This window comes from Candidatus Beckwithbacteria bacterium, from assembly GCA_012797845.1.
Classification (GTDB): Bacteria; Patescibacteriota; Microgenomatia; order UBA1400; family UBA1449; genus JAAZOH01.
Genome location: JAAZOH010000025.1, coordinates 43,580 through 70,325, shown reverse-complemented (window position 1 = coordinate 70,325; position 26,746 = coordinate 43,580). Strand labels below are relative to the sequence as shown.

Below are 26,746 nucleotides of genomic sequence, written 5' to 3'. Positions count from 1 at the left end.
TTTTTTTCATTACCATCAAGAAGGGGAGTATTGACTGGAATAAAATCTGTCATGATATTATTTATCTTTTTTAAATTTAACTTCAGTTTCTTCAATCCCAATAAATCTGGTTTTATCAGCTTCGCCTGCATAGGGACCTTGTTTAACCTCAATCATCTCAGTTGGTTCTAACATGGTAAAGCCATGACCACCACTAGCTAGCAAAATGACATCACCAGTTTGTAGAATTTGACTTTGAATATACTTTCTTTTTTCAGAGTAAAAATCTACCCTTACTTTTCCATGTCTTATAAATAAAACTTCTCTAGTATAAGCCACATCCCGTTTGACTGGGTTATGAACGTGAGGGGGAATCTGCTTATCTTTAGGATGATTCATGTATGCTAATTGTTGGGAAAATTCGTCAGGAGTACAAAAAGTTATACCTTGCTGTTTAAAGTTATGGGGAATAATGATAGCTAAAACTTTATTCTCAAATTTTACTTGAACTATGTGTTTGTTCATAAATTAATTTTTAACTGCTTTAAATAAAAAATGACAATAAATTTTTTGATCAGGAAATTGTTTTTTAATTTCGTTTAAATTTTCAAAGAAAATTATTTTATATTTTAATTTTTTAATATTCTGTAAGATCCTGTACTTAAAAGCATGAGGGGAATAATGTCTGCTAAATGGTTCTTTTTGAAATTCATCATCTCTCCAAATTAAGCGAACATTTTTTTCTATTTTAATTTTAGTCTTATTAGACATAGGTCCAGTTTTTACAAAGTAGACCTCATCAAGATATAAAGGTATTATACCTATTCTTCCTCGTTGTTTTAAAACCCGCTGAGCTTCTTTAATGACATTAATATCACTATCGCCTTGAAAGCATTCAAATGCACAGTGTAAAGTCATAACATCCACAGAATCATTTTTTAATGGTAAATTGCCCGCACTTCCTCCAATCATTCTATTGTGTATTCCAGTTTGATAAATCAAATCTTGACTATAAGCATTATATTTTTTTTGATGTAAAATTTTTGCAAATGGACTACTTGAAGCTGCAACATCAATTATTAAGTCACTTTTTTTAATATTAAGATATTTCATTGAAATATAATGTTCTAAAATTTTTTCTATTTTAAAATGGCCAACTACATCATAAAAATCGACCAATTTTGGAAATTTTTTCATCCAAATTTTAAAATCTTTAAGATCAATGAAAGAAAATTGAACTGGTATATCAAATGACTTTAATTCAGCAACTAAATTTTTAATCTTAGTCTTTCCCTCAACTTTTGATGATAAAAAGTCATCTGGAGCCTTTTTGAATTCTCTGAGTTGTTTTCCAATAATCCAATTTTCTTGTAATTGATTCAGGTAAGAAGTAATAAGCTTGTTTATTTTTTTCATTTTCAAATTTAAATATTTTTACCAAGATAAACCATGATAATTTTTCCTCTTTATAATTTTTTTATCTATTGCTGCTAAGTCTACAATTTTTTTATTTGTACTTTCTGCAATTTTTAAATACCTTTTTTCTTTAGTAGTTATTACTAGAGTATCAGATTTTTTTAAGAAATTTTGGACATCCGTTTCAATGAGGCTGTCGAAATGAGGAATGGCGTTCGCGATAAATGTTTTATTTTTCCCAAAAATATTGTTTTCATTATAATTCAAATCATAAATAGAAATCTTATATCCTGATCCAATCAAATTTTTAATTACCTCTATAGTTGGGCTATTGCGCAAGTCATCTGTTCCAGCTTTAAAACTAATCCCTAAAAATCCTATATTTTTATGTTTCAAACTAGTTATTAAAGAGATAGCTTTATCAATTTGAACTTGGTTACTTTTATCAATGTTTTCAATTATTGGCGTTTGTAAATACAAATCATGAGACATTGTTTGAAGAGCCTTGAGATCTTTTGGTAAACAAGATCCCCCATAGGCAAAGCCAGGATTAAAATATTTTGTAGAAATATTAAGCTGCTTGTCTTTTTTAAATAAATCTAAAACTTCGACCGAATCTATATCTAATGACTGGCAAATATTGCTTATCTCGTTGGTAAAAGTTACTTTTAGGGCATGGTAAGTATTATTAATGTATTTAATAATTTCAGCAGTTTTAAAGTCTGTAAAAATAATATTAGCCTTGATTGGCTTATATAAAGTTTTTAATTGTTTTTTTATATTGTTATTGCGAATACCAAAAAGAATATAAGGAGGATTATAGTAGTCGAAAATTGCACTTCCTTCTCTCAAAAATTCAGGATTTATAGCAATATCAAACCCTAAGCCTTCTTTTTTTCCAGAATTTTGTTCGATAATTTTAGCTATTTTTTCAGATGTTTTTGGCGGTACAGTGGATCGAATAACCACTAAGTGCTTTTTACTCTTTTTCTTTAAAGTTGCTCCAATTTCTTGAGCAACTTTATTTAAGGCACTTAGATCGGGATGACCGGTTGTAGATGATGGAGTGGCTACTGAAATTAGTGAAATATTTGTGTTTAAAATTGCCTCTTCTATATTTTGAGTAGCCTTTATTCTTTTATTTTTTATCTGTTTTGATAGTATTTTTTTCAAATCCTTTTCGATAACGGTTGGTTCCCCTTTATTTATTTTATCCACCTTATCTTTAGAAATATCGACACCCCAGATCATGTGTCCATTTTGAGCTAGACACGCTAGATTGACACAGCCAACATAACCAAGACCGATGATGCTAATTTTCATACTATTGACTCATTAAATATTTAATTATTTTACTACCACTACTAGCGAGACTATCGATAGAGTAATTTTTTTTGACAACCTTATAAAGATTCTTTCCCATTTTAATACGCAAGGCTTTATTTTTTAGAAGATTGATAATTACTTGAGCAAATTTTATCGGATTATCTTCTATGAGAATGCTAACATTTTTTCCAAGATTTAGCCCTTCTGCTCCCAGGCTTGTAGAAACTGTGGGTAATGAAGCTGTCCCATATTCTAAGATTTTAAATCTTGTTCCTGATTCAAAATGAAGAGGGACCAAACCAATACTAGTGTTATGTAAATATGGCGAAACTGAATCTACCTTGCCAGTAATAATTATTTTTGGATCGGCAATATCTCGAAGAATCCAGTCTGAACCCTTGCCAATAATATAAACAAAGATTTCCGGGAACTCTTTTCTAACTTTTGGCAAAACATTATTTAGGAACCATCTAGTGCCATGTTCCATTGGACTTTGTTCATAAAATGTTCCAGCTATTAAAAGAGATGGAGTTTTTATAGTGTTAGATGTTTTTATTTTTTTATAATTTTCTAAATCAACCACATTGGGGAAAACAAATATTCTTTCTTTATGCTTTGTCCAAGATTTAAAAATAGATGCATCAATTTCTGAAACTGCTGTAGTTACATCAGCAATATTAACCAATTTTTTCTCATAATTTTCGTATTCTTTACCAGATTTTTTTATTTTTTTAATTTTTGACTTGTCTTTTTGAAAAGGAATTTCTCTTAGAATAAATTGTGAATGGACTGCAGCTGTATCGCAAACTATTTTGATATTTGGTCTTAGTTTTTTTATTTCAAAAATTAGATTGTAAGAAAATTCATGTCTATCGGACCAAATAATGTCGATGTTATTTTGATCATAATATTTAATAATATATCTGACATCATCTGCCTCATTTTTTTTCCCCTTCGTAAAAAAATATTTTCGAATTTTTTTTATAAAATAATTTTCTAAAAAATTTTGTTCCTGAGCTATTGGAGTGAAATCTAATTGCTTAGATATTTTTCCATAATATTGGAAGGCTTGATTGCCACCCATTTTAGCTAATGGCATAGTTGTTATAATATGCAATTCAGAAATTTTATTTAAAGCCTTGATGGCGTTGTGAGCACTCATTTCAGGGCCTCCAGCATAAGGAAAAGTTAGAATTGGTGCTATAAATAGTACTTTAGTCATAATTTATACTAATTCGATTTTTTTACCATTTACAATAGTGCCAACTATATATTTTAGCCGCTTATTTTCAAAAAAGTGATTGACTTTATTTTTATGATCCTCGCTTAATGCTTCTGTCCAGTTTTGCGTTGGAATACCATAGTTATAGCTAAAGCAATTTAAATAATAGTAAAAATATTTATATGCTAAATATTTCGTTTTTTTAGCTAAATGCATTTTTTTTATTAACACTTTTTCTAAAATGGAATAATATTCTTTTTGAGAAGCTGGATCTAAGGTAAAATTCTTATTGCGAAAATGGGTATTAGCTATAGTAATAGTTGGGGTATTATAAATTACGCTTTCTATGCCTGCGGTACTTGTCCAGACTACGCTTACATTAGTAATAGGAAATAGGTCATAAGCAGTTATTGCTGTTTTTGGGGGAAGCAAGATAATGTTTTTTGGCAACAAACCATACTTCTTTTTTATCATGCTTTCCAAGCTTTCGACAGTAATGGGGATCTTTGGATGCTCTTCTGCTGGATGAGACTTAATGATTAGTTGATAGTTTTTATGTTGAAGAAAATATTCAATAGTTTTAAAATAACCTTCTTTAATTGACTTAAAAAAGAGTTCTTTGTCAAGTGCATTTAAATCCCAGCATACGTTGCCATATAGAACCGCTGTAGGTTTTTGTTTTGCAAATTTAATAATTTTTTCCACCTCTTTACTGTTGGAATATCTGACAAGACCTAAGCGGCCTACATCGCCATTTATTCTTTTTTTAAGTGTTTTGTCAATTTTTTTAATCTGACTTTCTTGAAGAGGTACAGACTTAACTTTTTTCCACATAGGTGTTGTATTTAATGACATTGCTGGTTTATTGTTTGCATAGATATATTCATCCTTTTTAAAACCAAAATAATAATTGTAATAATTAATATTCTTCAAATCGGCAATTTTTCTAAGGACTGACCAGGGGTAATAAAAGGAATCGTGAGAAATAATCCTATCAGGTTTTAATTCTTCAATTATTTTTCTAAAGAAGATTTCATACATATTGCAATTCAAAAGAGCCTCTCTAACCAAGTTCCTTTTATTTTTTACTAGATCTATGCTACTAACAAGATGATGATTTCTAACTTTATTCATAGCATCATGCCCCAGGTCTATGTTTTCAAACTTGTATTTGAGCAAATCTTCAAATTTTATTTTTGCTAAATTCACTTTTAACTTATTTATCTCAGTTTTACTTAGGTACTTTTTCATGTCATAAGTCTTTCCCAGTTTCTTGAAATCGTTTAAAGCTTTTAATTCTCCATATTTAATTTTTTTAAAGTCAGTCTTCTTATTTCCTGATGACCATTGGCCGCCTAAATAGATAGAAGGGGAGATATTATTGATAATTCCCCCAGCATAATAAATTTCGCAACCCTGAGAGTGTAGTAGTAAAGCAAGGAGTAAATCATGATATATAAAATTTTCACCAAAAGGAAAGCTTGGACCAAAAAGTATTTTTAAACCATTTTTATTTTTTAAATATTTTGTATTTGCATCCTTTATTAAAGGTAGTAATGCATTATTTTTTTGCCGGTTTTTACTAAAATCAGTAAAAATATGAGAAAATTTGTTGATAGGCATATTTTTATTTTAATAGGCAAATAACATAAAAGGTCTAGGCGGAGTTTTCCAGCAATACATTCCTCTAGCTTCAATCCGATAGTTGCGGTTAGCCTTGAAAATCACTTCCTTGCACTTGTGGTAGTTTTGTTGATTATGATATACAGCTATAGCTAATTTAGGTTTATTCCTCTGTAAACAATCGACTGCACCTTTTAGGGCATCTATTTCCCCACCTTCTATATCCATTTTTATAATCCCCTTACCCTTTAATTTATTTGTTTTTACAACTGAATCAATAGTAGTAATTTTTGTTTTCTGATAATTTTTATCTTTTTTATCATCGACACTCGAGTTATATAGACAATTATTTTCAAATTTCAAATATGCCTTTCCTTTTTTTCTTCCCAAGCTTTTAGAAATAATTTCGAGCTGTCTTTTTTTTACCTCCTTTTTAAAAGTCTGTTGCAAGCTTTCTTTTAAAATTAAAAGGGGTTCAATAGCTATTACTTTTTTAGCTTTGTTTTTAAAGGCAAAATTTGTATAAAAACCCTCACTTGCACCAGCATCTATGACCCAGTTTACTTTTTTAAAATCAAATAAGGGGTGATCGTAAGAAGCAGGATTTTTTTTATATGGATAAAATACTTCATTATAAATCCATTCCAGGCCTTGTAAGGGAATATTTGTTGGCCAGTAGAATTTCAGTTTTTTAACCTTTAGTAGTTGAAGATTTTTATCTTTTTTAATAACTTCCACTTTAGGTGTTTGCCAATATAGTTGGTGTAGTTGAGTAAAAAGGTCCTCGCTCGAAAAAGTATATTCTTTATTTAAAAAACTTTTTAAATAAAGAAATAAAATATTAGCTGATTGTTTTGAGAGATACTTACTATTAAAAGAAAACATATTAATTTTTTGAGAAGCTTTTAGCTAGTTCTAAATCCTCTTTACTATCGATATCAATTGCATTCTTCCAACCCAATTTATAAAAAATATGATTGGGGCCATAGAAGGTTTTGCTTTTTTGCAAAGCTTTAATATTTGCAATCCAAATAGCACCGCTGGGACAAAATAATTTAGATAAATCCTGAGATCGTTTTTTAAGAGCGCTTTTATGAATATACTCTGGTCTGCAGTTTTTATCTAGAGTAAATGCCCACCATGGATTCATAAATCCAAATTCAAAACAGCTGAGTTGAAAACTAGCCTTTTTGGCAGTACAATTTTTATCGGCTCGTATGATATCTTGGCCAGTTCTAAGCGGGCAATTGGGCATTAGGGAAAAAACTACATCAAATTCCTTGCTTTTTTTCTTTTTTAAATTTTCCAAAAAGTCAATAATCACACTGCTTACCGAAGAGTTATCATCTGTATATTTTGTACGTAGGAAAGGGACCTTAGCTCCATATTTTTCGCTTATGTTAGCGATTTTCTGACTATCAGTACTAACATAAACAGCATCAAACACTTTTGATTTTAATGCTGCTCCTATGGTCCAGGCTATGAGAGGCTTACCATGAAAGTTGACTATGTTTTTTAGAGGAATTCGTTTCGAGCCTTTTCTGGCAGGGATAATAGCTACTTTGCTTACCATATAGACCAGCCCCCATCTACAATCAAATTATGGCCTTGCATAGCAGTGGAGCTATTAGAAATCAGAAATTCAACTGGCTTAATAATTTCCTCTTCAGTAAGCATTCTACCAATAGGGCAAAGTTTTCCATATCTCTTTTTAAAATCCTCATCAGCCCTTCCCTCAATACCTCCATAAGATATGCAGTTAACCTTTATTTTCTGTGGACTTAATCTTATGGCCATTTCTTTGGTGGCATGGATAAGAGCAGCCTTGGCTACACTATATTGCACAGGAGACTGAATTTGTGGATTAGTATAAAGATGAGGATTGGCCGCAACCACACCATACATTGAAGAGATGGTAACCACATTTGTTAATTTCGATTCCTTCATTTTGGCAACTGCCAGTGAAAGTTCATAGGGTATAACTACATCCAGTAAATACTCAGCTTGCCAATTTTTGATCCTAGTTTCTAAGTCCGGTGAGTACTTGAGGCTTTCTAAATTTCGGGCACAGTGAATAAGAGCATAAGGTTTTGCATTTAGTTTTTCGAGAGAGCTGATCACATGGTTGATAGCTTTATCTGCTCTTAAGTCAATCTCGATAACGCTGAGATTTGGTATATTTTTACTGTTAGCAAAAAGCTTTAAGGCCTGCTGTTCATTTCTACTAGTAATGATTACCTTGTAGTCCTTTTTTAAAAAATGCTTTGTTAAGACCTGGCCAATTTTGCCTGTACCACCAGTGATTAAAATAGTTTTTTTCATGTTAAAGCCCTTGTTCAATTATTGAAATTAAATGCAAAACGTCTTCTTTTTTTTGAGGTTTCTTTTTTTTAGTAATAATAGCAATAAATTCTTCCAAAGCTTTTTTAAAAGCAAAAAAAGTATCTTTAAAGACTAACACCTCAGATTTATTTTGTCCATAGATCTCAATTTTGATTGGAGTAGCACTTTGACCCAATGCACTGAAGTTGGTTATTAAGCCAGAATCCCAAATAATGCTTGTGGTAGTGATTTGTTTTGACTTATGGGTTGAAGCTGATTTTATATGTTTAGTCTTAGTTTTAAAAAGATTAAGAGTTGGCTCAATAATATGAACAGCGTAGGTTTCCCAGTACTTAGGAGTGATAGCATTGACAAAATGTATTGGACCAAAGCTATCCAATTTTTTTGGGCTTAGCGTAAGTTCTTTGGCATAGGCAAGAGCTGAACAGGTAAATATCTGGCCAGCATACTGTTCTAAAGAGTACATTTTTTTAGCCTCAGCAATGGTTGTGGCCAGAGGTTTATCAATGTAAATGGGTAAGCCGGCTTGCAAGAAAGGGCGGCTCATCTTCAAATGGTTTTGCGAGTCGTCTCTAGCTAATAAGATAGCGTCAACTTGGCCAATCATATCTTGGTAATCAGTAACAATATTTACAATATTTGAGGCTTTGGCAATGTGTCGGGAAATGCTTAGGTCTTGGGTCCAAATATGGGTTACCTTGGCACCAGCAATTGCATCTTTAGGAAAACGTTGCTTACTCAAATATTCGTAAATAACCGGAAAAGGACAAGTTTTCATAACAGCTTTATTAAAGCCATTAAAAATTGCTGACCAGGAGTAAGGGTGGCCATTCCCTTCGCTAAGACCAATGATTCCTAATTTTAATTGCTTCACTTTTTCCAATTGAAGGGCAAAATGATATTCTCATCTTCCACTTTCAACTTTTTCAACTCTTTATATATATATTTCACATTTTTTTGTTGGATAAAAGTATCTGCGTTTTCCTGCAATTGCTTGATACTATCAATACCAATAACTATTTTATCAATAAAAGGGTTGAGAGCAACAAATTGCAAACAAAGCGTCTGAAGAGGTATCTTCTGTTGTATTGTAATTTTTTGTAGAAACTCAAGTTTAGTTGCAGCTTTATTTAATGGCGGCTTAAGTTCTTTGGTAGATTTAAAAAATAGGCCTTGAAGGAATACGGAACGGCAGTGAATCTCAACTTTATTTTCTTTTAGTTTTTTAAAATATGGTTCAAAGCGCTGATCGAAAATATTATACGGAACCTGAACAATATCAAACTGGATTTTATGCTTGATCAAAAATTCAAGATCTTGTGGGAAATACAGAGAAAAGCCAACTTTTTCTGCAAATCCTTGCTGTTTTAGCCTAAGAAACTCTTGGAAAATATCAGGATGTTTCTTAAACTCCTGAAAATTATGGATTAAATATCCAAAGAGTTTCTTTTTATGCAAGTTTTGCAATGATTTTTTTAATTCTTGAGCCAAATCTATTTGGCTCCCAACAATGACTTTTGAAATAAGACGTATATCTTTAGCTTTAGCTTTACTGAGGTATTTTCCTAAAACTTGCTCACTATTTCCATAGGCACTGGCTGTATCCAAAAAATTTATTTTTAACTTAGTAGCTAAATCTAAAATTTGAGCTACTTGGATATAGGAAAGTTTTCCGTTAGCATTGTTAATGCCATAGTCCAAGCCAAAATTGGCAGTACCAATTGCTAATTTTTGAACACCTTTCATAACTATTTGGGGAAATGGCCCATGAGAAGAAGGTTGTGCCACTTATTGTTTATCAAAATGTAATCTTTAAGTAAACCTTCTTTTTTGAAACCATTTTTTTTATAAAAATTAATGGCTCTGCTATTGTGCTCAAAAACTTCTAATTTTATGGTATGTATGTTAAGTAGATTGTAAGCAATGTGCTTTAAGACTTTTAGAATGTCAGTTCCATATCCTTTATTTTGCAAACTAGGATTTACGTATATTCCCAAGTAACAATGTTTATGTTTTTTATCTATATTAACTAAATTGCATACTCCAAGATATTCTTTATCTATTTTGTTTTGGACAAGCCAGTGAAAATTATTATTATCCTTTGCTAATTTTTTTATAAATCGAAGATGTTCTGTATAGGAAAATTTATTTTGATTAATCATCCACTTACTTATTTTTTGGTTATTTCTCCATTGATAGACTAATTGTTTTTCATTTTTAGTCAAAACAACAAAGCTTTTTAACTCTAATTGTTCATAAAAAATTACTTTTTTCATGCAATATAAATTTTCTAATTACTTTGTAAATCTGTCCAGGTAATGAGTAGCTATAACAGCGTTTTCGTTTAGCAAACAAGGAACCTTATCGATTATAGGGTAAGCAAGTAGACCTTTTTTAGAAAAATAAGAACCTCTTATAAAACTCAGAGGAGTTTTGCTTATAGGACAGAGCAATGGTTTACTATTAGTTAATTTATTTTGTAGAGATTTTTTAATAATCATTAAACCAGTTGGATTAAGAGGGTTTATATAGTAATCAAATAGCTTGTAGTCTAAAACATTATATTTCAAGGATTTAGCAGTTGAATATAGATTTTTAATATAACCATGGTGTTCCATTCTTTCTCTAGCTTTTTTATCTGCAAGTTCATAGGCAGGTTCTAAAAGAATTAGGTATTTATTGGTAATGCGATACAGTTCTTTTAAGGCTTCTTTTTCCTTGCCTCCATTAGGCTCGATAGAATGAGATGTATAGACAATATCTATTGCATTATCTGCAATTGGTATATTGAATAGATCTCCTACAAACAAAAACACTTTCGACAATCTTTTCTTTTTCAAATACTCTTGACCATATTTAATTCTTGACCATGAAATATCAAAGCCATATGTGTCTTTGGGTTTAGCTTTCAATTTAGGCAGAAGACTTGCTAAAGTAGTTGCTTCACCAACTCCTGCTTCAAGAATTGAATCGTACTTTACATTTAGATTGTTAATTACAGCTGCGATTGATTTTGTATAGAGGTCTTTCTCTTTTGGATTACTTTGTACATATTTTATGTAAGAACCACTTTGAAAGTCATAGCTAATTAAAACCATTTCATCTGAATTAGCTTGAGAAGAATTTCCTTTTTTTAGAAACTGTATAATATTACCTCCTTGATCGTAAATTTTCTTGATTTGGTTTAAGTTCTGTTTATTCATAAATTTTAATCAATTTACATATTCCCATTTTAAAGGTGTCCCCTTTGATACATTTCTTGAAATTTTTTTACCTAGAACATGTTCATAATATTTTGGTGCTAGACCAAATCCTGGACGAATTACTTTTAGACTTTTCTTTGTAAATTGTTCACCTTTTCTCATATCTTTTGCTATATAAATTGATCTTTTGAATTGTAAACTAGCTTGTTCTTTTTTTGTCGATTCATAGCTGATTTTTCCCAAAGCTTTCCAAGCCCGTCTACTTTCAATGACTAAGCTTTTCATTTCTTTTGGCTCTAGGGAAAAAGTAGAGTCGAAACCACCATCCTTTCTTCTCAAGGTAATATGCTTTTCAATTACAGTTGCACCTAGAGCCACACTAGCCAAAGGAACGCCAATACCTAAGGTGTGATCTGAAAGCCCTACCTCACAGCTAAATAAGTCTTTCATATGAGGAATAGTTCTAAGGTTTGATTCGCTTTCATCAGCAGGGTAAGTGCTTGTACATTTTAAAAGTATTACATCTCTGCATCCGTTTTCCCTAAGCGTTTGTATAGCTTCGCCCAGTTCAGTTACATTAGCCATGCCTGTAGATATAATAACTGGCTTTTTTGTTTTAGCAATTTTCTTCAGTAGAGGTATATGGATATTTTCAAAAGACGCAACCTTATAACATGGAACATCCAAGTTTTCTAAAAAATCTACTCCTTTTTCACTGAACGGAGTACTAAAGCAAGTAAGGCCTAATTTTTTACATTTTTGCATAATTGGTTTATGCCACTCCCATGGAATAGGAGCTTTTTTATATAAGGAGTAGAGGTATTCACCTTTCCATAATTTGGTTTTGTTTGAAATTTTAAAATTTGGTTTTTTGACATTTAGTGTCATACAACTGGCAGTGTATGTTTGAAGTTTTAAAGCATCAATACCAGCTTCGTGACTTTTTTCCACAATCTCTAATGCCCGATCTAAAGATTGATTATGGTTTGCAGAAAGGTCGGCGATGATATAAGGAGGGTAGTCAGTTCCAATTTTGCGATTATTTATTTTGATCATAATTTTCTAGTTCTTTGATGATTGAAACATCTTCAATAAAAACATTAAGATTTTGTATGGTTTGCTTTTTTGTTTCTAAGCTTATAAAGCTATTGTTTGGTATTAGTTTAATTATATCTTTAATTGGCAAATTGCCCTTGCCAATATTTAAATGTTTATCTCTAACATATGTCGTTTTGCTATCAGCCAAATGAAACATGCTTGGTCTTAACGTTAATAACTTTTTTACAAAAGAAATGGGATCAATTTTATGATAGGCTGATGAACTAAAGGCATGATGAATATCCAGACAAAAGCCTTTGTTAGTATGACTTAGAACATACTGTAGTTCATTATAGGTACTTCCGTTACAGATAATACCGTCTTCGATTCCTAAATAGGGCATATTTTCTACTAGAATTCTTGAATCATCAATTTGTCCTAGCTGCCTTGCAGTTTCTTTGATATCGCCATTACATCCCGGATGCACAATGATATATTTTGCCTTTAGGGTATCGGCAAAACGCTGAGCCTCTTCTATTAGCTCAATATTTTTTTTAAAGTTTATCTTCGAGGCCAAATTAACTCCATGGGTAAAATGAGGAGCATGAATGATATAGGGAATATTTAAGTTTCGCCAGATTCGATAAAATTTGGCGTATGAGTCGGGGACTGTATAGAGCTCAATATAGTTATAAACTTTTTTGCTAAAAAGTTTTTGTGCCTCCTCTACATAAAAGTCATTGGTTGACCAAAGTTTTAAGCCAATCTGGTGCATGGTTATTGAGCTAGTTCTTTAATAATTTTGACAACTTGTTTGGCTTGAGGAATAGTCAGGTCAACATATAGAGGTAATGACAACTCTTGCTGATAAAATTGCTCAGCATTGGGGAAATCACCTTTTTTAAAGCCTAAGTTTTGGTAGTAGGGTTGGAGATGGATGGGAATGTAGTGAACCTGGAGAAATAAGCCCTTCTTTTGCAAAGCTTTAAAGAGCTGTTGCTTTGTAATTTTTAGTTTATCAAATTGAAATAGTAGTGGGTAAAGATGATAGCAAGTATCAGAATTAGCAGCTTTGCCCAGAACCTTAAAGCAGGGATCGTTTGCAAAGGCTTTATCGTAAAAGTTTACCAATTTTGACCTCTTTTTTTTAAACTTCTCGATTTGGCTCAGCTGTGAAAGTCCGAGAGTAGCCTGAATATCGGTTAGCCGGTAATTGTAGCCCAAAGCTTGCATTTCGTAGTACCAATTCCCATCTGGTTTGCTGACAAAATTTTGCTTGGTAATGCCATGAGTACGGAGCATCAGCAGTTTTTCATAAAGTTTTTTATTATTGGTGGTGATCATGCCGCCCTCACCTGAAGTAATAGTTTTAACGGGATGGAAAGAAAAGGTAGTCATGTCACTGTACTGGCAAGAGCCGATCTTCCTATTTTTGTATGAGCTGCCAATAGCATGGGCTGCATCTTCAATAATGTAGAGCTTGTATTTTTTAGCTAGCTTGGCAATTGCAGCCATATTGCAAGCTTGGCCAGCATAGTGGACCGGAATCAACAGTTTAGTTTTGGGGGTTACTTTTTTAGCTAATTCAGCTGGGTCTATAAGTCCAGTGTATGGATCGATATCAGCAAAGTTAATTTTGGCTCTTGCATACAAAACGCAATTAGCTGAAGCAGCAAAGGACATGGGGGAAGTGATAGCTTCTGAGCTGGAATCAAGCTCAAGGGCTAGTACTGCAAGGTGAAGAGCAGCAGTGCCATTGCAGACTGCTACTGCATATCTGGTCTCACAATAACTGGCAAATTTTTCTTCAAACTCTTTAATGCTTGGGCCCTGAGTAAGAAAGTTTGATTGTAAAACTTTGGTAACTGCAGTTATGTCTTTCTGGGAAATAGATTGTCGACCGTAAGAAAATTTATTTTGGCTCATATGATCAAGGTAGATCATATCATATTTCAAAAATTGCTTTTCTTGTAAATTATTTTATAATTCAGAGTAATATGGGAAAAAAGGAACTTTTTTCTACTCCAGAAAACTTTACTTTAGACCACTATATTGCAGAGCTTGCAGGCTTAAATCGAGTCGGGGCGTATGAAGAAGTTTTGAGCTCTACTCCTCCATGCTATTCCCATGATTCAGTAGGTAATCCTTACCCTATGTTAGAACGAGGATTGGCTCTAACCATGCAAGCCAATTATGCGGAAGCAGAAATGGTACTAGCAGCTGCAGAATACAATGCTGCAAAAACAGGTAATATTCCAGCTTTATTAAATGCTAAAGCTGGGCTACTTTACCTCTTTAGAACTGGCGATAGACCTCAAAAATCACATCCCTTTAGCAAAGATATAGTTGGATCTCGTAGGATGGCTGATGAAATAGAAAAAATTTTAGCTACTTCTCCTGAACCCTGTATCGAAATAAGCAAAGCCTTTAATGAGATTGGCCTTTGGGTTCAAGAGGACGTAGGAATTGAAGATGCTATTAAGTACTATAAAAAAGGTTTAGAAAATGGACAGACAGTCCTTGAGCAAGATCCAGATAATGAGGTAAATAAAGCAATCTATAACAGGACGCTACAGCTACTTGGAGTAGCTTATGAAAAACTTGAAGGTTATGATCAGGCTACTGGATATCAAGTGAAGGCACTGGGAGGATTTGAAAAAATTGGAGATGTTCATAATCAACGAAATGCTCACATATCTCTTGGTAGAATTGCGGGAGCTCAAGGAAATGCTGAAGAAGCTCGTAAACAATATGAAGTAGCTAAGCAATTGTGTTTCAATGACAAAGGAGAGATTTTATCTGGAGCGGAAACACATTCTATTATAATTAACAAAGCTTTAGAAGAGTTAGCTTAAACTTCAACTTTTCATTTTTTATTTTTTATTTTGACTCGTAAATATTGATAGTTACGTTTTGGGGATTATTCATTGTAACTTTATCGTTTAAATTTCTGTTAGAATTAGCGTTTTCGGGGTTTAGTTTTTTTATCAATTTTCTGACTTGATCTACATTTAGCCAGTCGGTATTATTACCACTATGGTATTCAAAATCGGGTGATACTTTTGTTCCTTTTAGCCCAGCTTTAGTTCTTTTAGCCCAAGATAAATTTAAATCAGGTTGAATCACAAAATAGTTGTCAAACTCGATGGTATTGCGGGCATCATCAATACTAATCATCTTTTCATGGATTTTCTCGCCAGGTCTAATGCCAATTATTTTTATGGGTATATGAGGAGCAATGGCTTTGGCAATGTCAGTAATCTTTACTGAAGGAATTTTAGGTACAAAAATTTCACCACCTAAGGTATTGTTTAGTGCCAGTAAGACCAAATCTACCGCTTCATGGATATTGAGCCAAAAACGGGTCATCCGCTCATCGGTAATAGGCATAGAGTCAGCTTTAGCTTCAACAAGTTTTTGGAAAAAGGGAATTAGAGAGCCACGGCTACCAGTTACATTGCCATAGCGAACCACAGCAAATCTTGTGTCTTGTAAACCTGCATAAGAATTAGCTGAAATAAAGAGCTTATCGCTACATAGTTTGGTGGCACCATAAAGGTTGATAGGTGAACAGGCTTTATCTGTACTAAGAGCAACCACTCTTTTGACTTTGCAATCCAATGCGGCTTCGATAACATTTTGCGCTCCCCAAACATTAGTTTTAATGGCTTCAAATGGATTATATTCACAGCTAGGGATTTGTTTTAGAGCAGCGGCATGAACCACCACATCAATTCCAGAAAAAGCTCGCAAAAGCCTGTCTTTATCACGAACGTCGCCGACAAAGAAACGTAAGCGTTTTTGATGTTTTTGGCACCAGTCTAGATTTGACATTTCAAACTGTTTAAACTCATCTCTGGAAAAGATAACCACTTTCTCTATATGGGGATAGTTTTCTAAAACAGTTTTAGCAAAAGATCTGCCAAAGGTGCCGGTACCACCAGTGATTAAAATTGATTTTAAATGAGTATCATTCATACCACATCGATTGTAGCATCTAAGTAAAGAAAACCATGACCAGATGAAAACGTATATATAGATGAAAAGATATTGTTTGGCATCACTTTAAATTCTGCTGCCATTTCTGTACGATCTATAGAGTTACCAATTTTGTCTAAAAGGTATAAACTTATTTTGTAAGCACCAGGAGTTAATCGCAAACAAGGGACGTTAAATATTACTGTTCCTTCTTTAATATTGTTGTAAACCTTATTTTGATTAAGAAAGGTTGATAAAGTAGTTACTCTATCCCCGTATATATTAAAAATCATACAGGTAAAATTAAGATCAGGATATGATTTATTTAATTTGAAATGATAGCAAATCTGCATTGGCTTACCCATGGCAAAAACAGTTTTACTTTTCCCTTCAAGAGACTGAAACCAACATGAAGTAATAGCTTTTACCAGATTGTCTCTTCTAGGAACGCTACTTAAATTAATCTTGCCTTCAGTGGGAGTATGATCTACTTTGAAATACTCCTCAATAGCGTCGTCGCTTGAGCCATCAAGTTTTACTTTTCCATTTTCTAGTAAGATGATTCGATTGCATAATCTTTTAACTATGCCAATATTGTGACTAACAAACAAAACTGTTCGACTTTCGTTTTTAGAAATATCATCAATTTTTCCTAAACATTTTTTTTGAAATTCCACATCTCCGACTGCAAGCACTTCATCAATAAGTAAAATATCTGAATCAAGGTGGGCTGCTACAGAAAAAGCTAATCTTACTTGCATTCCAGATGAATATCTTTTGATCGGCACATCTAAAAATTTTTTTACACCACTAAAGTCAATTATGTTATCGAACTTTCTCTCAATTTCTTTGCGGCTCATGCCTAAAATGGCACCATTTAGATATATGTTTTCTCTTCCGGTTAATTCAGGGTTAAATCCAGTGCCAACCTCTAACAAGGAAGAAATTTTACCTCTAAGTTTCACTTCACCTGAAGTAGGCTCCACTATTTGGGATAAAATCTTTAAAAGCGTAGATTTTCCAGCTCCATTAGCACCCACAATACCAACAATTTCACCTTTTTTAATCTTAAAATTAATATTTTTTAAAGCCCAAAAAATCTCAGTTTTGTTTTTATTAAAAAGATTGGTTTTTAAAATAGATAATGTATTTTGGGGAACAGGAGGCGAATGATGAAAAGTATCAATTAAATACTTTTTGCTTAATTGGCTAACTTGAATTGCTAAATCCTTCTTCATAATTAAACAATATCAACAATGTTTTTTTCCATTTTTTTGAATGTCAGTAATCCAATTACTAAAAAGACTATTGTAATTATAAGTGAAATTATAATTTGATTGATTTTAATGGGTAATCCCAAAATTAGAGAACGATGAAGCTCCATAAATCCAGTCATTGGATTTATATTGACGATCCATTCAAATTGCCCAGCTACTGATGCAGGGTAAATGACAGGCGTAATGTATAAAAGAAGTTGAATAAAAAACGGCAAAGCATAACGAACATCTCTATAACGAATGTTTATTGATGCTAGAAAACAACCAACACCAATGCTTAGTAACCAAGTACCAAATACTACCATGGGAATTAATAAAAATTCTAAGCGTAAAGGGAAATTATAAAAAAATATTAAACCGATCAAAATAGTAAAAGCAATAATATAGTCAACTATATAAACCAAAGAACTAGCTATGGGAGAAATAAGCCTAGGAAAATATACTTTTTTAATAATAGTAGAGCTGTTTATCATGCTATTGCTAACTGCACTAATGCTATTGCTAAAAAAAGTCCAAAGGATTAATCCAGAATACGAGAAGATGGGATAAGGAACTCCATCCGAAGGAATTTTTGCCAGTTTACCAAAAAAGAAGCTAAACACAACCATCTGAGTAAATGGTTGCATGATGGCCCAAGCTATCCCTAAGTATGTTTGTTTATATCGCACCTTAATGTCTCTTATCATTAGGGCTAATAGTAGTTCCCGATATCTCCAAAGCTCTTTGAAATTTATAGAAATAAAACCTTGTTGAGGTTTAATTATTGTAATTTTATCTACCATATTTTTGATACCATTCAATAGTTTTTTTAAGTCCCTTTTTAAAATCAGTAGAAGCCTCAAAGCCAAACTCAGTTTTGGCTTTTGAAATATCCAGTTTACGTCTAGGCTGACCGTCTGGCTTTGTCTTATCCCAAATAATTTGGCCTTTAAACTCTGTTAGTTCCTGAATGAGTTCAACCAACGCTCTGATAGAAATCTCATTACTGCTTCCTAGATTGACCGGATCAGCTTTGTTGTATTTTTCACTGGCCAAAATAATCCCTTTAGCAGCGTCTTCAACATACAAAAATTCCCGAGTAGGGTTACCAGTTCCCCAAATAGTCACAGTTTTTTTGCCACTTTCTTTAGCATCAATAAATTTTTTTATAAGAGCTGGAATGACATGGGAAGATTTGGGATCAAAATTATCACCAGGGCCATACAAATTAACGGGTAATAAGAAAATAGCATTAAAGCTGTATTGTTGACGATAGGCCTGAGCTTGAACTAACAGCATTTTTTTAGCCAAACCATAGGGAGCATTGGTTTCTTCAGGATAGCCATTCCACAAATTTTCCTCTTTAAAAGGAATTGGTGTAAATTTTGGATACGCGCAAATGGTACCAAGGGCCACAAATTTTTTGACCCCAGCTTTTCGGGCTGCTTCCATCAAATGAGCACCCATCACCAAATTGTCATAAAACAAAGTTCCAGGATATTGTTGGTTAAAACCAATGCCGCCAACCTTGGCTGCTAAATGAATGACTAGATCAATGTTTTCAACGGCCTTGATACAATTTTGATTTTGAGTCAGATCCAGTTCTTTAGAAGTAGGAATTCGCAACTGCCTAGGTTTTAGTTTTTTCAGCTGCCTTACTAAGTGGCTACCTAAAAAGCCGTGAGCACCGGTAATTAAAACTCTTTTATTTTGCCAAAAATTATCTTTCATACAGGCTTACATACTAGCGTAGCTAGTCTAATTAATCAACTTATTATTTTACAAAATCGCAATGCTATTGTTGCAATTTACCAAGAAGTTTGGTGTAACTATTTTGGATTTGAGCCGAAACTATGATGATAAGCGGGATTCCCAAGCCAAGAATAAAGAGCCATTGGGTAAAACAGTAAGTTGGGTAGATTTTTTTCATGAGTTCCCAAATAGGGCGGTGAAACAAAAACATAGCAAATGAAGCTTGAGAAATGTAAGCCGCTGCTTGAGTTAGCCTATTTTTTTTGAAAGGTAAATTGATAAAACCATAATAAAAACTTATAAAAATTGGAGCAATTATAAGAGTAATAAACCCAGGTTTGGCAAAAAAATGAGCTGGTTCCAGTAAGCTATGGTGTTTGAGTAAAAGCAAACACAGTATGGGAATTATAAAGCTAAGAGCGATAATAAACGGTTTAGCTTTTGGTAAAAATTCCTCATAATAAGCAAAAAGCATACTGCCAGCAAACATGGTCAAATATAAGATAAGGCGTGGTTCAATAAGCTGCCAAGAATTACGGGTCAGAAAAGCTGCGCCCACAATGCTTGTCATAGCAATTCCATAGGCCAGTAAAAACAACAGTGGTTTTTTAAGCAACGATTTGGTCAGGCTAAAAAACAAATAATAAGCAAAAATAAGACCCACAAAATAGAGTGTCAGAAAATTTTGACCCAGAAGATGAGGAATAAAAATTTGAATTAGCAGCAAGTGTTTGACTATTTCTTGCCATGAAGCTGTTGAATAAATGATTAAAACATAACTAATAATAGCTAAAAGATATAAAGGATAAATTCTGGTAAAGCGGTTTTTCCAAAAGGCAGTAAAAGAGTTCTGCAGCTTTGATTTAGTGAGCTTATAGCCGGAAAGAAAAATAAAACCACCTACTGCAAAGTAAGCCAGAGCATTAAAACCAAAATTTGAAACACTAATAAATTTCATGGTGTAAAAACCGCGATGAAGAAATAAAACACAAAAAATCAATAGACTTGTCAGGATGTTAATGGCTTCGCTTTTACTGTGTTTAGCTATTTGTTTCATAGTTTTAAAAATTTCTTACTGGTAGTGCTAGTAAAAGGAATGCCGATGACAATATTAAATAATTTTTTCAAATTATGATCAAAAATTCCCACCATTAAGGCTTGATCAAAAGGAATCCCAAAAAAACTTAAACTACTAGCAAAAACGGTTTCATAAATACCAATGCCACCCGGAGTAATAGGAAAAATTTTACTAATATTAGCCAGTGACAAAGCAACAATAAGTAGCGGCAAGCTTATAGTGCTACCAATGGCTTTGGCAACTACAAAAGCCGTTAGACCCTCAATAAACCAAATAAGTAGTGATAACAAAATTGAGATTATCAGAAAACGTTTGTGAGCAACCATGGCGGTATAGCTTTCATATAAATCAGCTAATTTATCAAAAACTTTTTGCAGTTTTAAATTGGAAAATCTTTTGCCAAAAAGCCGAAACCACCGCCCAAAACCGGTGTGTTTATCGGTTAGTGTAATTGCAAAAATTATTAAAATAACAATAGCACTGACAAGTAAAAGCTGGTTGAGTGGCTGATTGCTTTTATCTTTAAAAAGAAGTAAAGCCGGTAGGGACAGTAAAATAAAAGACAATAAATCTAAAACTCTAACTTGGAACACAATGGCAGCACTAGGACCGATTTTAAGACCATGAAGTTTAAGATAGCCAATAGTGGCCGCATCACCTAGTTTTCCCGGTAACAATGAATTGAGGGCAAAGCCAGAAATCCGTAGTTTAAAAAGATTAAAAAAGGAAATTTGCCCCTGGTTGAAAGTCGTAAATTTTTGTAAACGTAAAGTTCGAAAAAACCAAGACGAACAATATGTAGCAATAGCAATTAACAGCCAAAGCAAGGAAGTATGTTTTAAGATTTGCCAAAAATCATTAGTGCCAATTTTTTTAATTAACAAAAAAAGCAGGAAAAACCCAAGACCAAGAGAAAAAAAATGAATGAGCCAAGATTTATTTTTCATAATGAAAAAGTTTAATTGCCTGAATATAAAGCAACAGGCTTAACAAGGTGAAATAAATAGTATCGAGAAAATGTTCAAAATAATGTGAGGCGAGTAAATAGATAATAGAAAGTTCGCCATTTTTAGCAAAATCAGGCTTTTGGGCAATAGAACCAACATCGCTATGTAAAGAGATTACAGCTTGATACAAAATCCCTAAAAACCCAATGAAAAAAAGTAAGATGATAATTAGAGTTACTTTGTTTAATTTGACTTGATTTTTAGCTTTAGCTTCATTTCTTATATAAAAATACAAAGGAATTGGAAAATAGGTGAGAGGGAAAGTGGCCAGTTCCCGGATGCTGTGAGCTAGGTAGCGAGGGGTTTGCCAAATTGAAATAATAGCACTAATAGGATTGGTATTAACCAGTAAAGTCATAGCTACAAAAAGACCAAAGGCAATAGCAATTAAACTCAAGCCTTGTTTAGAAAATTCGATCTTTCTCGAAAACAAATATTTTATAAGCAAAACATACATCGGGAGTAAGAAAAAAAGTAACATGGTGCTAGGGATATGCAAATTCCAGGAACCACCTTCCCCGTATGTTGCTAGGCTTTGCTTGCCTTGTGCGATATAAAGCCAAGTGTCGTGCCAGCCAAACAGATTGTTGCTGATAAGTACTGAGGTAGCGAGAAAAGCTAAGAGTAAAACTATTAATATAAAGCTGGAAATATGGTTTGAGCTAATAGTTTTAGGCTTGGTAAGAATTAAATACAAACCAAGGAGCAAAAAGGCCAAAAGGGTGTGAACAGGAATATGGCCTAAAAAATGTGAAGCATATAAAGTGGTTTGTAGTAGGGTATATTCCCCGCCTTCATGAACTACTACATTCCAAAGCCAAAATTTATGATGATAAAAAGCCAAGTAAATGTAAGAAACTAGATAAGTAGCAATTGGAAGAAAAAGTAATAGTTTTGGGGAAAGTTTTTTGCCAAACATAGTAAAAGTATTATACGCGAGGATATTGAGAGATGAATAGAGTCTTAGTTTTTACGGATATAAATCGCATCTAAATACTGGCCTCGATTAATTACTTCCATATATGTTCCTTCCAGGCCGCAAGTTTTTATATCTAAACCATAGTCAGAGATAAATTTAGGTTTATACGTTATAACTAAATTGCAGGTATTAAAGTCACCATACTTATTATTGGTCAAACGATTATACGTATCCAGTCCCCTGTCTTTGCCAATCGAATACCAAAAATAATGTAGATCAGGACGGAATAAATTATAGTTGATATTGCCGTCATAAACTTTATCAGTTGGTCTTGAATTGGTAAGAACCAAATCAATCACTTTTCGATCTAAGCTGTTGCTTTTTTGAGTAGCAGTTTCATAAGAAAAATAATAAGCAGGTAAAATCAATAAAATAATCAAACAAAGTTGGGGAATTTGCCCATAAACCAACTTTTTATAATGCAAACCCAAATATATTGCAGACAAAATAATTAAAACTATAAAAACAGGCAATGTAATTTGCCATTTCCCATAAAAAAAAGATAAGGCTAAAATACCAATTGATCCTAAAATAGTGAATATAAGCTTTGATTTAGGATTAAATTTTAAATGAATTTTGCTGATAAAAATCGCCAAACAAACACTAAGTAATGGTAATGGAAATAAAAAATACTGAAGATAGGGATAGTTTACCATTAATATAGATGCTAGTAAGGCAAGAGCCAAAAAAGCAACGATTTTTGTAGAAAGCGAAAACTTTTTGAAAAGTAAAAGAACAATTGAGCTAATTATAGTTATACTAAAGAAAAAGGCTCCATAATTAGTCTTTATAATCCAAGTGGGCGAGAAAGAATCAGTGCGACTATTGTTCATTAGCCAGTTAGTTAGAATATAATCAGGAAATATCTGATTACCATATAAATAAATAGCAAAAAGTAAAAGAGGAGCTAAAAATGCCAAGCCGTAAAACAAAATGTGTTTAATAGCTATTTTTTTAGTAACTAGTAAATATAAAAAAACCGGAACATAGGCTATCAGTAAAAAAATAGTTTTTTGTAAAAAAAGAAAAGAAAAAGTGGCAAGTACGGCTGATAAGATCCAAGATTTCACTCTTTTAGTTTCCAGAAAATGAAAGAGAAAGTAGATAGAAGCTAGTCCAAAAAGGACCTGTGGCACATCGGGACGGATCTCATAACTTTTTTCAATGAAAAATGGAGTTGAAAATAAAAAAATAGGAGCTAGTAGTGAAGTTTGAATATTTTTAGTAATAAGCTTAGTGATTTTAAAAACTAAAAAACCCATAGCTAAGACTTGTAAAAGCATGAAAATTCGCCCAGCTATCAAAACCGAAGAGCTACTATTAAAAATAGCAACTATTGGTGCTAAGGCGTACCAAAACAGAGGATTGTGGTGTTGGTAAAAATCTTTGTATGGGAGTTGGCTTTGAGTAAGGTACCAGGTAGTATGAATGTGTTCATATTCATCATGGTCAAAATGTCTAAAAATAGCATTGTAAGACAGATTAATACTTAGAATAAATAAGATTGCTAAAAGCAAGTAAGTGAAATAGTGGGCTATGGTTTTATTTATTTTTTGCATGGTTTAAAGTTCAGTAGGTGAAATATTTAAATCTTTTCTTACATAAATAGCAACTACATAATCTTTCTTAGTTATAATTTTTTGATAGTATTTTTTCAAACCACATTGATCAATGTTGTAACCAAAGCCTGAAATTACTGCTGGTTTTTGATTTTCAATCAAGCTGCAAAGATTAAAATTTCCATATTTATTATTAGTTAGCCGATTGTATGTTCCTAGGCCTCTATTTTCTTTAATTGAATACCAAAAATAATGTAGATCAGGACGGAATAAATTATAGTTGATATTGCCGTCATAAACCATATCTTCTGGTTTGGTGTTTTTAACAACTAAATCAATGATCTTACGCTGTTTAATATTAGTTTTATTTTGCTTCCAAAGATGGGAATAATGAAGATATGTAGGGCAAAAATACAGGGTTAGACATATAGATAAAGCTGCATATGTATACATAGCCTTAGGTTTAATAAGGTACATGGCTATACAAGCAAAAATAAAAAAAACTAGGGCAAATAATTTAGTTTCCTGTAAATAAGGATGTATGAAAAAGAGGACAATAGAACCCAAGATCAAAATGAAAACAATATGTATATTAAAAATATTCTGTATTTTTTTTAAAAAGTAAGCACTAAATAATGCTAAATTGATAATAAGCAGCGGAATGCTAAATAAAAAATATTGCAAATAAGCATATGGAACAATAAAAACTGAAGCCAATAAGGTTAAACTTAAAAAGGCAAGTTTTTTTTGAGTTTGAGTAAATATTTTGATACTCAGTATCCCTAGACTAGAAATAATGCAGCTACCAAAAAACGCTAAACCATAAATACTTTTTACAATCCAAAAAGGAGAAACTGAATCTTTGCGAGCTACGTTCATTTGCCAGCTAGTTAGAATATAATCAGGCAAAGCGTTATTAATGTACAGCCATAGAATAAAAATAAACTGTGGAATTAAAAAAACTAAAACAAAAAACACAATTTGTTTGATAGCTATTTTTTTTCTAAGAAATTCATACATAAAAAGGAAAGCATAGGCTGTAAGTAAAAAAATAGTTTTTTGCAAGAAAAGAAAAGAAAACGAAACAAAAAAAGACGAAATGGTTAAGCTTTTTTTTGAATTTTTGTCAAAAAAATCCAATAAAAAATAGATGGAAGTTAAGCCAAAAAGAACTTGAGGTACATCGGGGCGGATTTCTATAGCTGAACCTAGAAAAAATGGGCAAGCCAGTAAAAGTAGAACTGAAAAAAGACTGAGAATTTTTTGCCTACTTACCTTAAAACAAAGAAAGTAAGTTGTAATACCGATGCCAACAGCTAGTAACCACATTAAAACTCTTGCAGATATCAAAATAAAACTATTATTTTGTAATAAAAATACAATCGGATATAAAAGATACCAAAACAGAGGATTGTGATGCTGGTAAAAATCTTTGTATGGAACTTTCCCTTGCGTTAGATACCAGGTGGTATGGATATGCTCAAAGCCATCGTGATTAAAATATCTAAATAAAGATAGGACAAAAAGACATGCAATAAGAAAAAGAACAATAAAACTTAAAATTAAAATTGCTCTTTGTTTAGCTGAATTAGTTTGGAAGAAATTCATTTTGCTTGAGGTTTAATTTGAGCAATAATTTCCTGGGCATATTCCATCATATTATGAATCCAGGAATAAACAAATTTACCATTGCGACCAGTTAAATATAAATTAGGAAAGCGTTTCAGGTACTCATTAACCTGAGCAACTTTCTGCTCATAACCAAGCTCAAGAATTGGGTAGGTAGCTTCCATTCGTTTGACTTGAGTGGCGATAATATTTTCTTTTTTAAGCCAGCCAGCTTTAATCAATTTTTTGACAACTTGATCAACTAATTCTTGGTCATCAGTTTGCCAGTAGCTATCCCCTTTTTGGCAGGGGATTTCGGCAACTAAAGAAGTTTTTCCTTTAGGCGACATAAAGCCTGAGCGGTTTCTGGGCTCGTAAATACGGGTAAATAAATAGTCTTTATCATGAAAATAAACCGTGGCTGATTTGGTAATGCTTGCTTTATTAATAAAAACGGCTACTAAAATCATATCTCTGAATTGTAAGTCCTGAGCTAGTTCTAAAATTGCTTTTGGTGGTTTGGGATCCATGATTTGTAAAAAATAAGAAATAGGTAAAGAACTAACCAGCTGATCAACAGGTGTTTTAGTTTTGCCATTAATTTCTATTGCTTCAATTTTTTTGCCATTGTGAAAAATTTTAGTAATTTTAGATTTGGTTTTAATATCTTTTTGATCAATATCTTGAATAAGCCGGTCCATGATCATACCAATGCCAAGATCAGGATAATAAAATGAAGCTCCTTCTAAATGTTCAATGCGGGCTTTTTCGCCTAGCAAGGCTTCAGTTAGAAAAGACTTTAGGTTGAGGCCCTTGAAACGTTTGCCGCCAATGCTTAAAGATAATTGCTGGCAAGGTCGGCCCCAAAGTCGGGCTGAATATTTAAGTAGCAATAAATTAGCAATAGTTTGGCCATAGGTGGTAATGGCAAAATCAGCAAAACTTCTCTTCTGCCTACTGGAGAAAAGCTGGTTAAACACTACTTCAAATCCAGCTTTAATAAATGTAATTGGTCCTAAATGTTTAAATAAATTAATAGGCCTTAAAGGAAAATCGATAAATTTGCCATTTTGGTAAATTTGAGTGGGGACATAAATCTTTTTAAGATCCTTGCCCATGAGACTAACTACTTCTTTGGTAATACGAGGATTTTTATCATGAAAGCGGTGAGCGCCACTATCATAGCGAAACCCTTCAAATTTAAAGGTTTGACAGGTGCCTCCCACTTGAGCTTGAGCTTCATAAAGAGTGAGTGGCAACTTGGTTTTATGGGCATAAAAAGCCATGGCCAGTCCGGCTGGACCACCACCTAAAATAGTAATATGGTTTACATCTTTAGCCATTGTCTTGCATTATACTTGATGAGTTTAGAATTGGGG

Annotated in this window: 26 protein-coding genes; 1 reads left to right on the top strand and 25 read right to left on the bottom strand. The window is 32.7% G+C overall.

All coding sequences use genetic code 11. From position 1 onward, the window contains the following. Positions 1–57: 57 nt before the first annotated feature. From GYA49_03615 to pseC, 15 genes are read right to left on the bottom strand one after another with little or no spacing between them, the layout of a single operon-like run. Entirely contained in the window at positions 58–504 is a 447-nt protein-coding gene (locus tag GYA49_03615; GenBank protein ID NMC36111.1) for a hypothetical protein, read from the bottom strand. Between the two features lie 3 nt (positions 505–507). After that, positions 508–1,395 (bottom strand): methyltransferase domain-containing protein, encoded by an 888-nt coding sequence (locus tag GYA49_03610; protein NMC36110.1) that lies wholly within the window; start codon positions 1,393–1,395, stop codon positions 508–510. Between the two features lie 18 nt (positions 1,396–1,413). Further along, positions 1,414–2,718, bottom strand: a complete 1,305-nt coding sequence (locus GYA49_03605; GenBank protein NMC36109.1) for a nucleotide sugar dehydrogenase — start codon at positions 2,716–2,718, stop codon at positions 1,414–1,416. Position 2,719: 1 nt separating this feature from the next. Further along, complete coding sequence (locus tag GYA49_03600; GenBank protein ID NMC36108.1) at positions 2,720–3,943, bottom strand: glycosyltransferase family 4 protein; 1,224 nt, start codon at positions 3,941–3,943, stop codon at positions 2,720–2,722. A gap of 3 nt (positions 3,944–3,946) precedes the next feature. Beyond that, positions 3,947–5,566 (bottom strand): hypothetical protein, encoded by a 1,620-nt coding sequence (locus GYA49_03595; protein ID NMC36107.1) that lies wholly within the window; start codon positions 5,564–5,566, stop codon positions 3,947–3,949. 9 nt (positions 5,567–5,575) lie between these two features. After that, on the bottom strand, positions 5,576–6,451 hold the full coding sequence (locus GYA49_03590) for an FkbM family methyltransferase (protein NMC36106.1): 876 nt from the start codon (positions 6,449–6,451) through the stop codon (positions 5,576–5,578). Position 6,452: 1 nt separating this feature from the next. Continuing rightward, positions 6,453–7,139, bottom strand: a complete 687-nt coding sequence (locus tag GYA49_03585) for an acylneuraminate cytidylyltransferase family protein (protein ID NMC36105.1) — start codon at positions 7,137–7,139, stop codon at positions 6,453–6,455. Then, positions 7,133–7,888, bottom strand: coding sequence for an SDR family oxidoreductase (locus GYA49_03580; protein ID NMC36104.1), 756 nt, complete (start codon positions 7,886–7,888; stop codon positions 7,133–7,135). The genes GYA49_03585 and GYA49_03580 overlap by 7 nt, the downstream gene beginning before the upstream one ends. 1 nt (position 7,889) lies before the next feature. Then, positions 7,890–8,783, bottom strand: a complete 894-nt coding sequence (locus tag GYA49_03575; GenBank protein ID NMC36103.1) for a Gfo/Idh/MocA family oxidoreductase — start codon at positions 8,781–8,783, stop codon at positions 7,890–7,892. Further along, a complete protein-coding gene (locus GYA49_03570; protein ID NMC36102.1) occupies positions 8,780–9,655 on the bottom strand; it encodes an aldo/keto reductase in 876 nt (291 codons plus the stop codon). Before GYA49_03570 ends, GYA49_03575 begins: the two co-directional genes overlap by 4 nt. Before the next feature lie 2 nt (positions 9,656–9,657). Next, entirely contained in the window at positions 9,658–10,185 is a 528-nt protein-coding gene (gene pseH, locus GYA49_03565; protein ID NMC36101.1) for a UDP-4-amino-4,6-dideoxy-N-acetyl-beta-L-altrosamine N-acetyltransferase, read from the bottom strand. Positions 10,186–10,203: 18 nt separating this feature from the next. Beyond that, positions 10,204–11,112 carry a methyltransferase domain-containing protein gene (locus GYA49_03560; protein ID NMC36100.1) on the bottom strand — a complete coding sequence of 303 codons (909 nt, stop codon included), beginning with the start codon at positions 11,110–11,112 and terminating at the stop codon, positions 10,204–10,206. Positions 11,113–11,121: 9 nt separating this feature from the next. Further along, positions 11,122–12,168 (bottom strand): pseudaminic acid synthase, encoded by a 1,047-nt coding sequence (gene pseI, locus GYA49_03555; GenBank protein ID NMC36099.1) that lies wholly within the window; start codon positions 12,166–12,168, stop codon positions 11,122–11,124. Next, positions 12,152–12,925, bottom strand: a complete 774-nt coding sequence (locus tag GYA49_03550; GenBank protein ID NMC36098.1) for a TIM barrel protein — start codon at positions 12,923–12,925, stop codon at positions 12,152–12,154. Before GYA49_03550 ends, pseI begins: the two co-directional genes overlap by 17 nt. Before the next feature lie 2 nt (positions 12,926–12,927). Beyond that, positions 12,928–14,094: a UDP-4-amino-4,6-dideoxy-N-acetyl-beta-L-altrosamine transaminase gene (gene pseC / locus GYA49_03545; GenBank protein ID NMC36097.1), complete on the bottom strand. Its 1,167-nt coding sequence runs from the start codon at positions 14,092–14,094 to the stop codon at positions 12,928–12,930. Between the two features lie 53 nt (positions 14,095–14,147). Between pseC and GYA49_03540 the strand changes: the two genes are divergently transcribed. Next, positions 14,148–15,005, top strand: coding sequence for a tetratricopeptide repeat protein (locus GYA49_03540; GenBank protein NMC36096.1), 858 nt, complete (start codon positions 14,148–14,150; stop codon positions 15,003–15,005). Between the two features lie 25 nt (positions 15,006–15,030). On the opposite strand, the gene pseB is transcribed toward GYA49_03540, so the two are convergent. The 10 genes from pseB to GYA49_03490 form a co-directional block, all read right to left on the bottom strand. Next, positions 15,031–16,128, bottom strand: coding sequence for a UDP-N-acetylglucosamine 4,6-dehydratase (inverting) (pseB, locus tag GYA49_03535; protein NMC36095.1), 1,098 nt, complete (start codon positions 16,126–16,128; stop codon positions 15,031–15,033). Further along, positions 16,125–17,366, bottom strand: coding sequence for an ABC transporter ATP-binding protein (locus tag GYA49_03530; protein ID NMC36094.1), 1,242 nt, complete (start codon positions 17,364–17,366; stop codon positions 16,125–16,127). Before GYA49_03530 ends, pseB begins: the two co-directional genes overlap by 4 nt. 2 nt (positions 17,367–17,368) lie before the next feature. Next, complete coding sequence (locus GYA49_03525) at positions 17,369–18,187, bottom strand: ABC transporter permease (GenBank protein NMC36093.1); 819 nt, start codon at positions 18,185–18,187, stop codon at positions 17,369–17,371. Then, a complete protein-coding gene (locus GYA49_03520; protein NMC36092.1) occupies positions 18,177–19,115 on the bottom strand; it encodes a GDP-L-fucose synthase in 939 nt (312 codons plus the stop codon). The genes GYA49_03525 and GYA49_03520 overlap by 11 nt, the downstream gene beginning before the upstream one ends. A 64-nt stretch (positions 19,116–19,179) precedes the next feature. Further along, complete coding sequence (locus tag GYA49_03515; protein ID NMC36091.1) at positions 19,180–20,193, bottom strand: acyltransferase; 1,014 nt, start codon at positions 20,191–20,193, stop codon at positions 19,180–19,182. Beyond that, the gene (locus GYA49_03510; GenBank protein NMC36090.1) at positions 20,190–21,161 is read right to left on the bottom strand and encodes a flippase-like domain-containing protein; all 972 of its coding nucleotides are present in this window, start codon (positions 21,159–21,161) and stop codon (positions 20,190–20,192) included. Before GYA49_03510 ends, GYA49_03515 begins: the two co-directional genes overlap by 4 nt. Then, the gene (locus GYA49_03505) at positions 21,151–22,140 is read right to left on the bottom strand and encodes a hypothetical protein (protein NMC36089.1); all 990 of its coding nucleotides are present in this window, start codon (positions 22,138–22,140) and stop codon (positions 21,151–21,153) included. Before GYA49_03505 ends, GYA49_03510 begins: the two co-directional genes overlap by 11 nt. A 44-nt stretch (positions 22,141–22,184) precedes the next feature. Beyond that, on the bottom strand, positions 22,185–23,759 hold the full coding sequence (locus tag GYA49_03500) for a glycosyltransferase family 39 protein (GenBank protein NMC36088.1): 1,575 nt from the start codon (positions 23,757–23,759) through the stop codon (positions 22,185–22,187). A gap of 3 nt (positions 23,760–23,762) precedes the next feature. After that, a complete protein-coding gene (locus GYA49_03495) occupies positions 23,763–25,367 on the bottom strand; it encodes a hypothetical protein (protein NMC36087.1) in 1,605 nt (534 codons plus the stop codon). Further along, positions 25,364–26,710, bottom strand: coding sequence for an NAD(P)-binding protein (locus GYA49_03490; GenBank protein NMC36086.1), 1,347 nt, complete (start codon positions 26,708–26,710; stop codon positions 25,364–25,366). The genes GYA49_03495 and GYA49_03490 overlap by 4 nt, the downstream gene beginning before the upstream one ends. Positions 26,711–26,746: the final 36 nt, after the last annotated feature.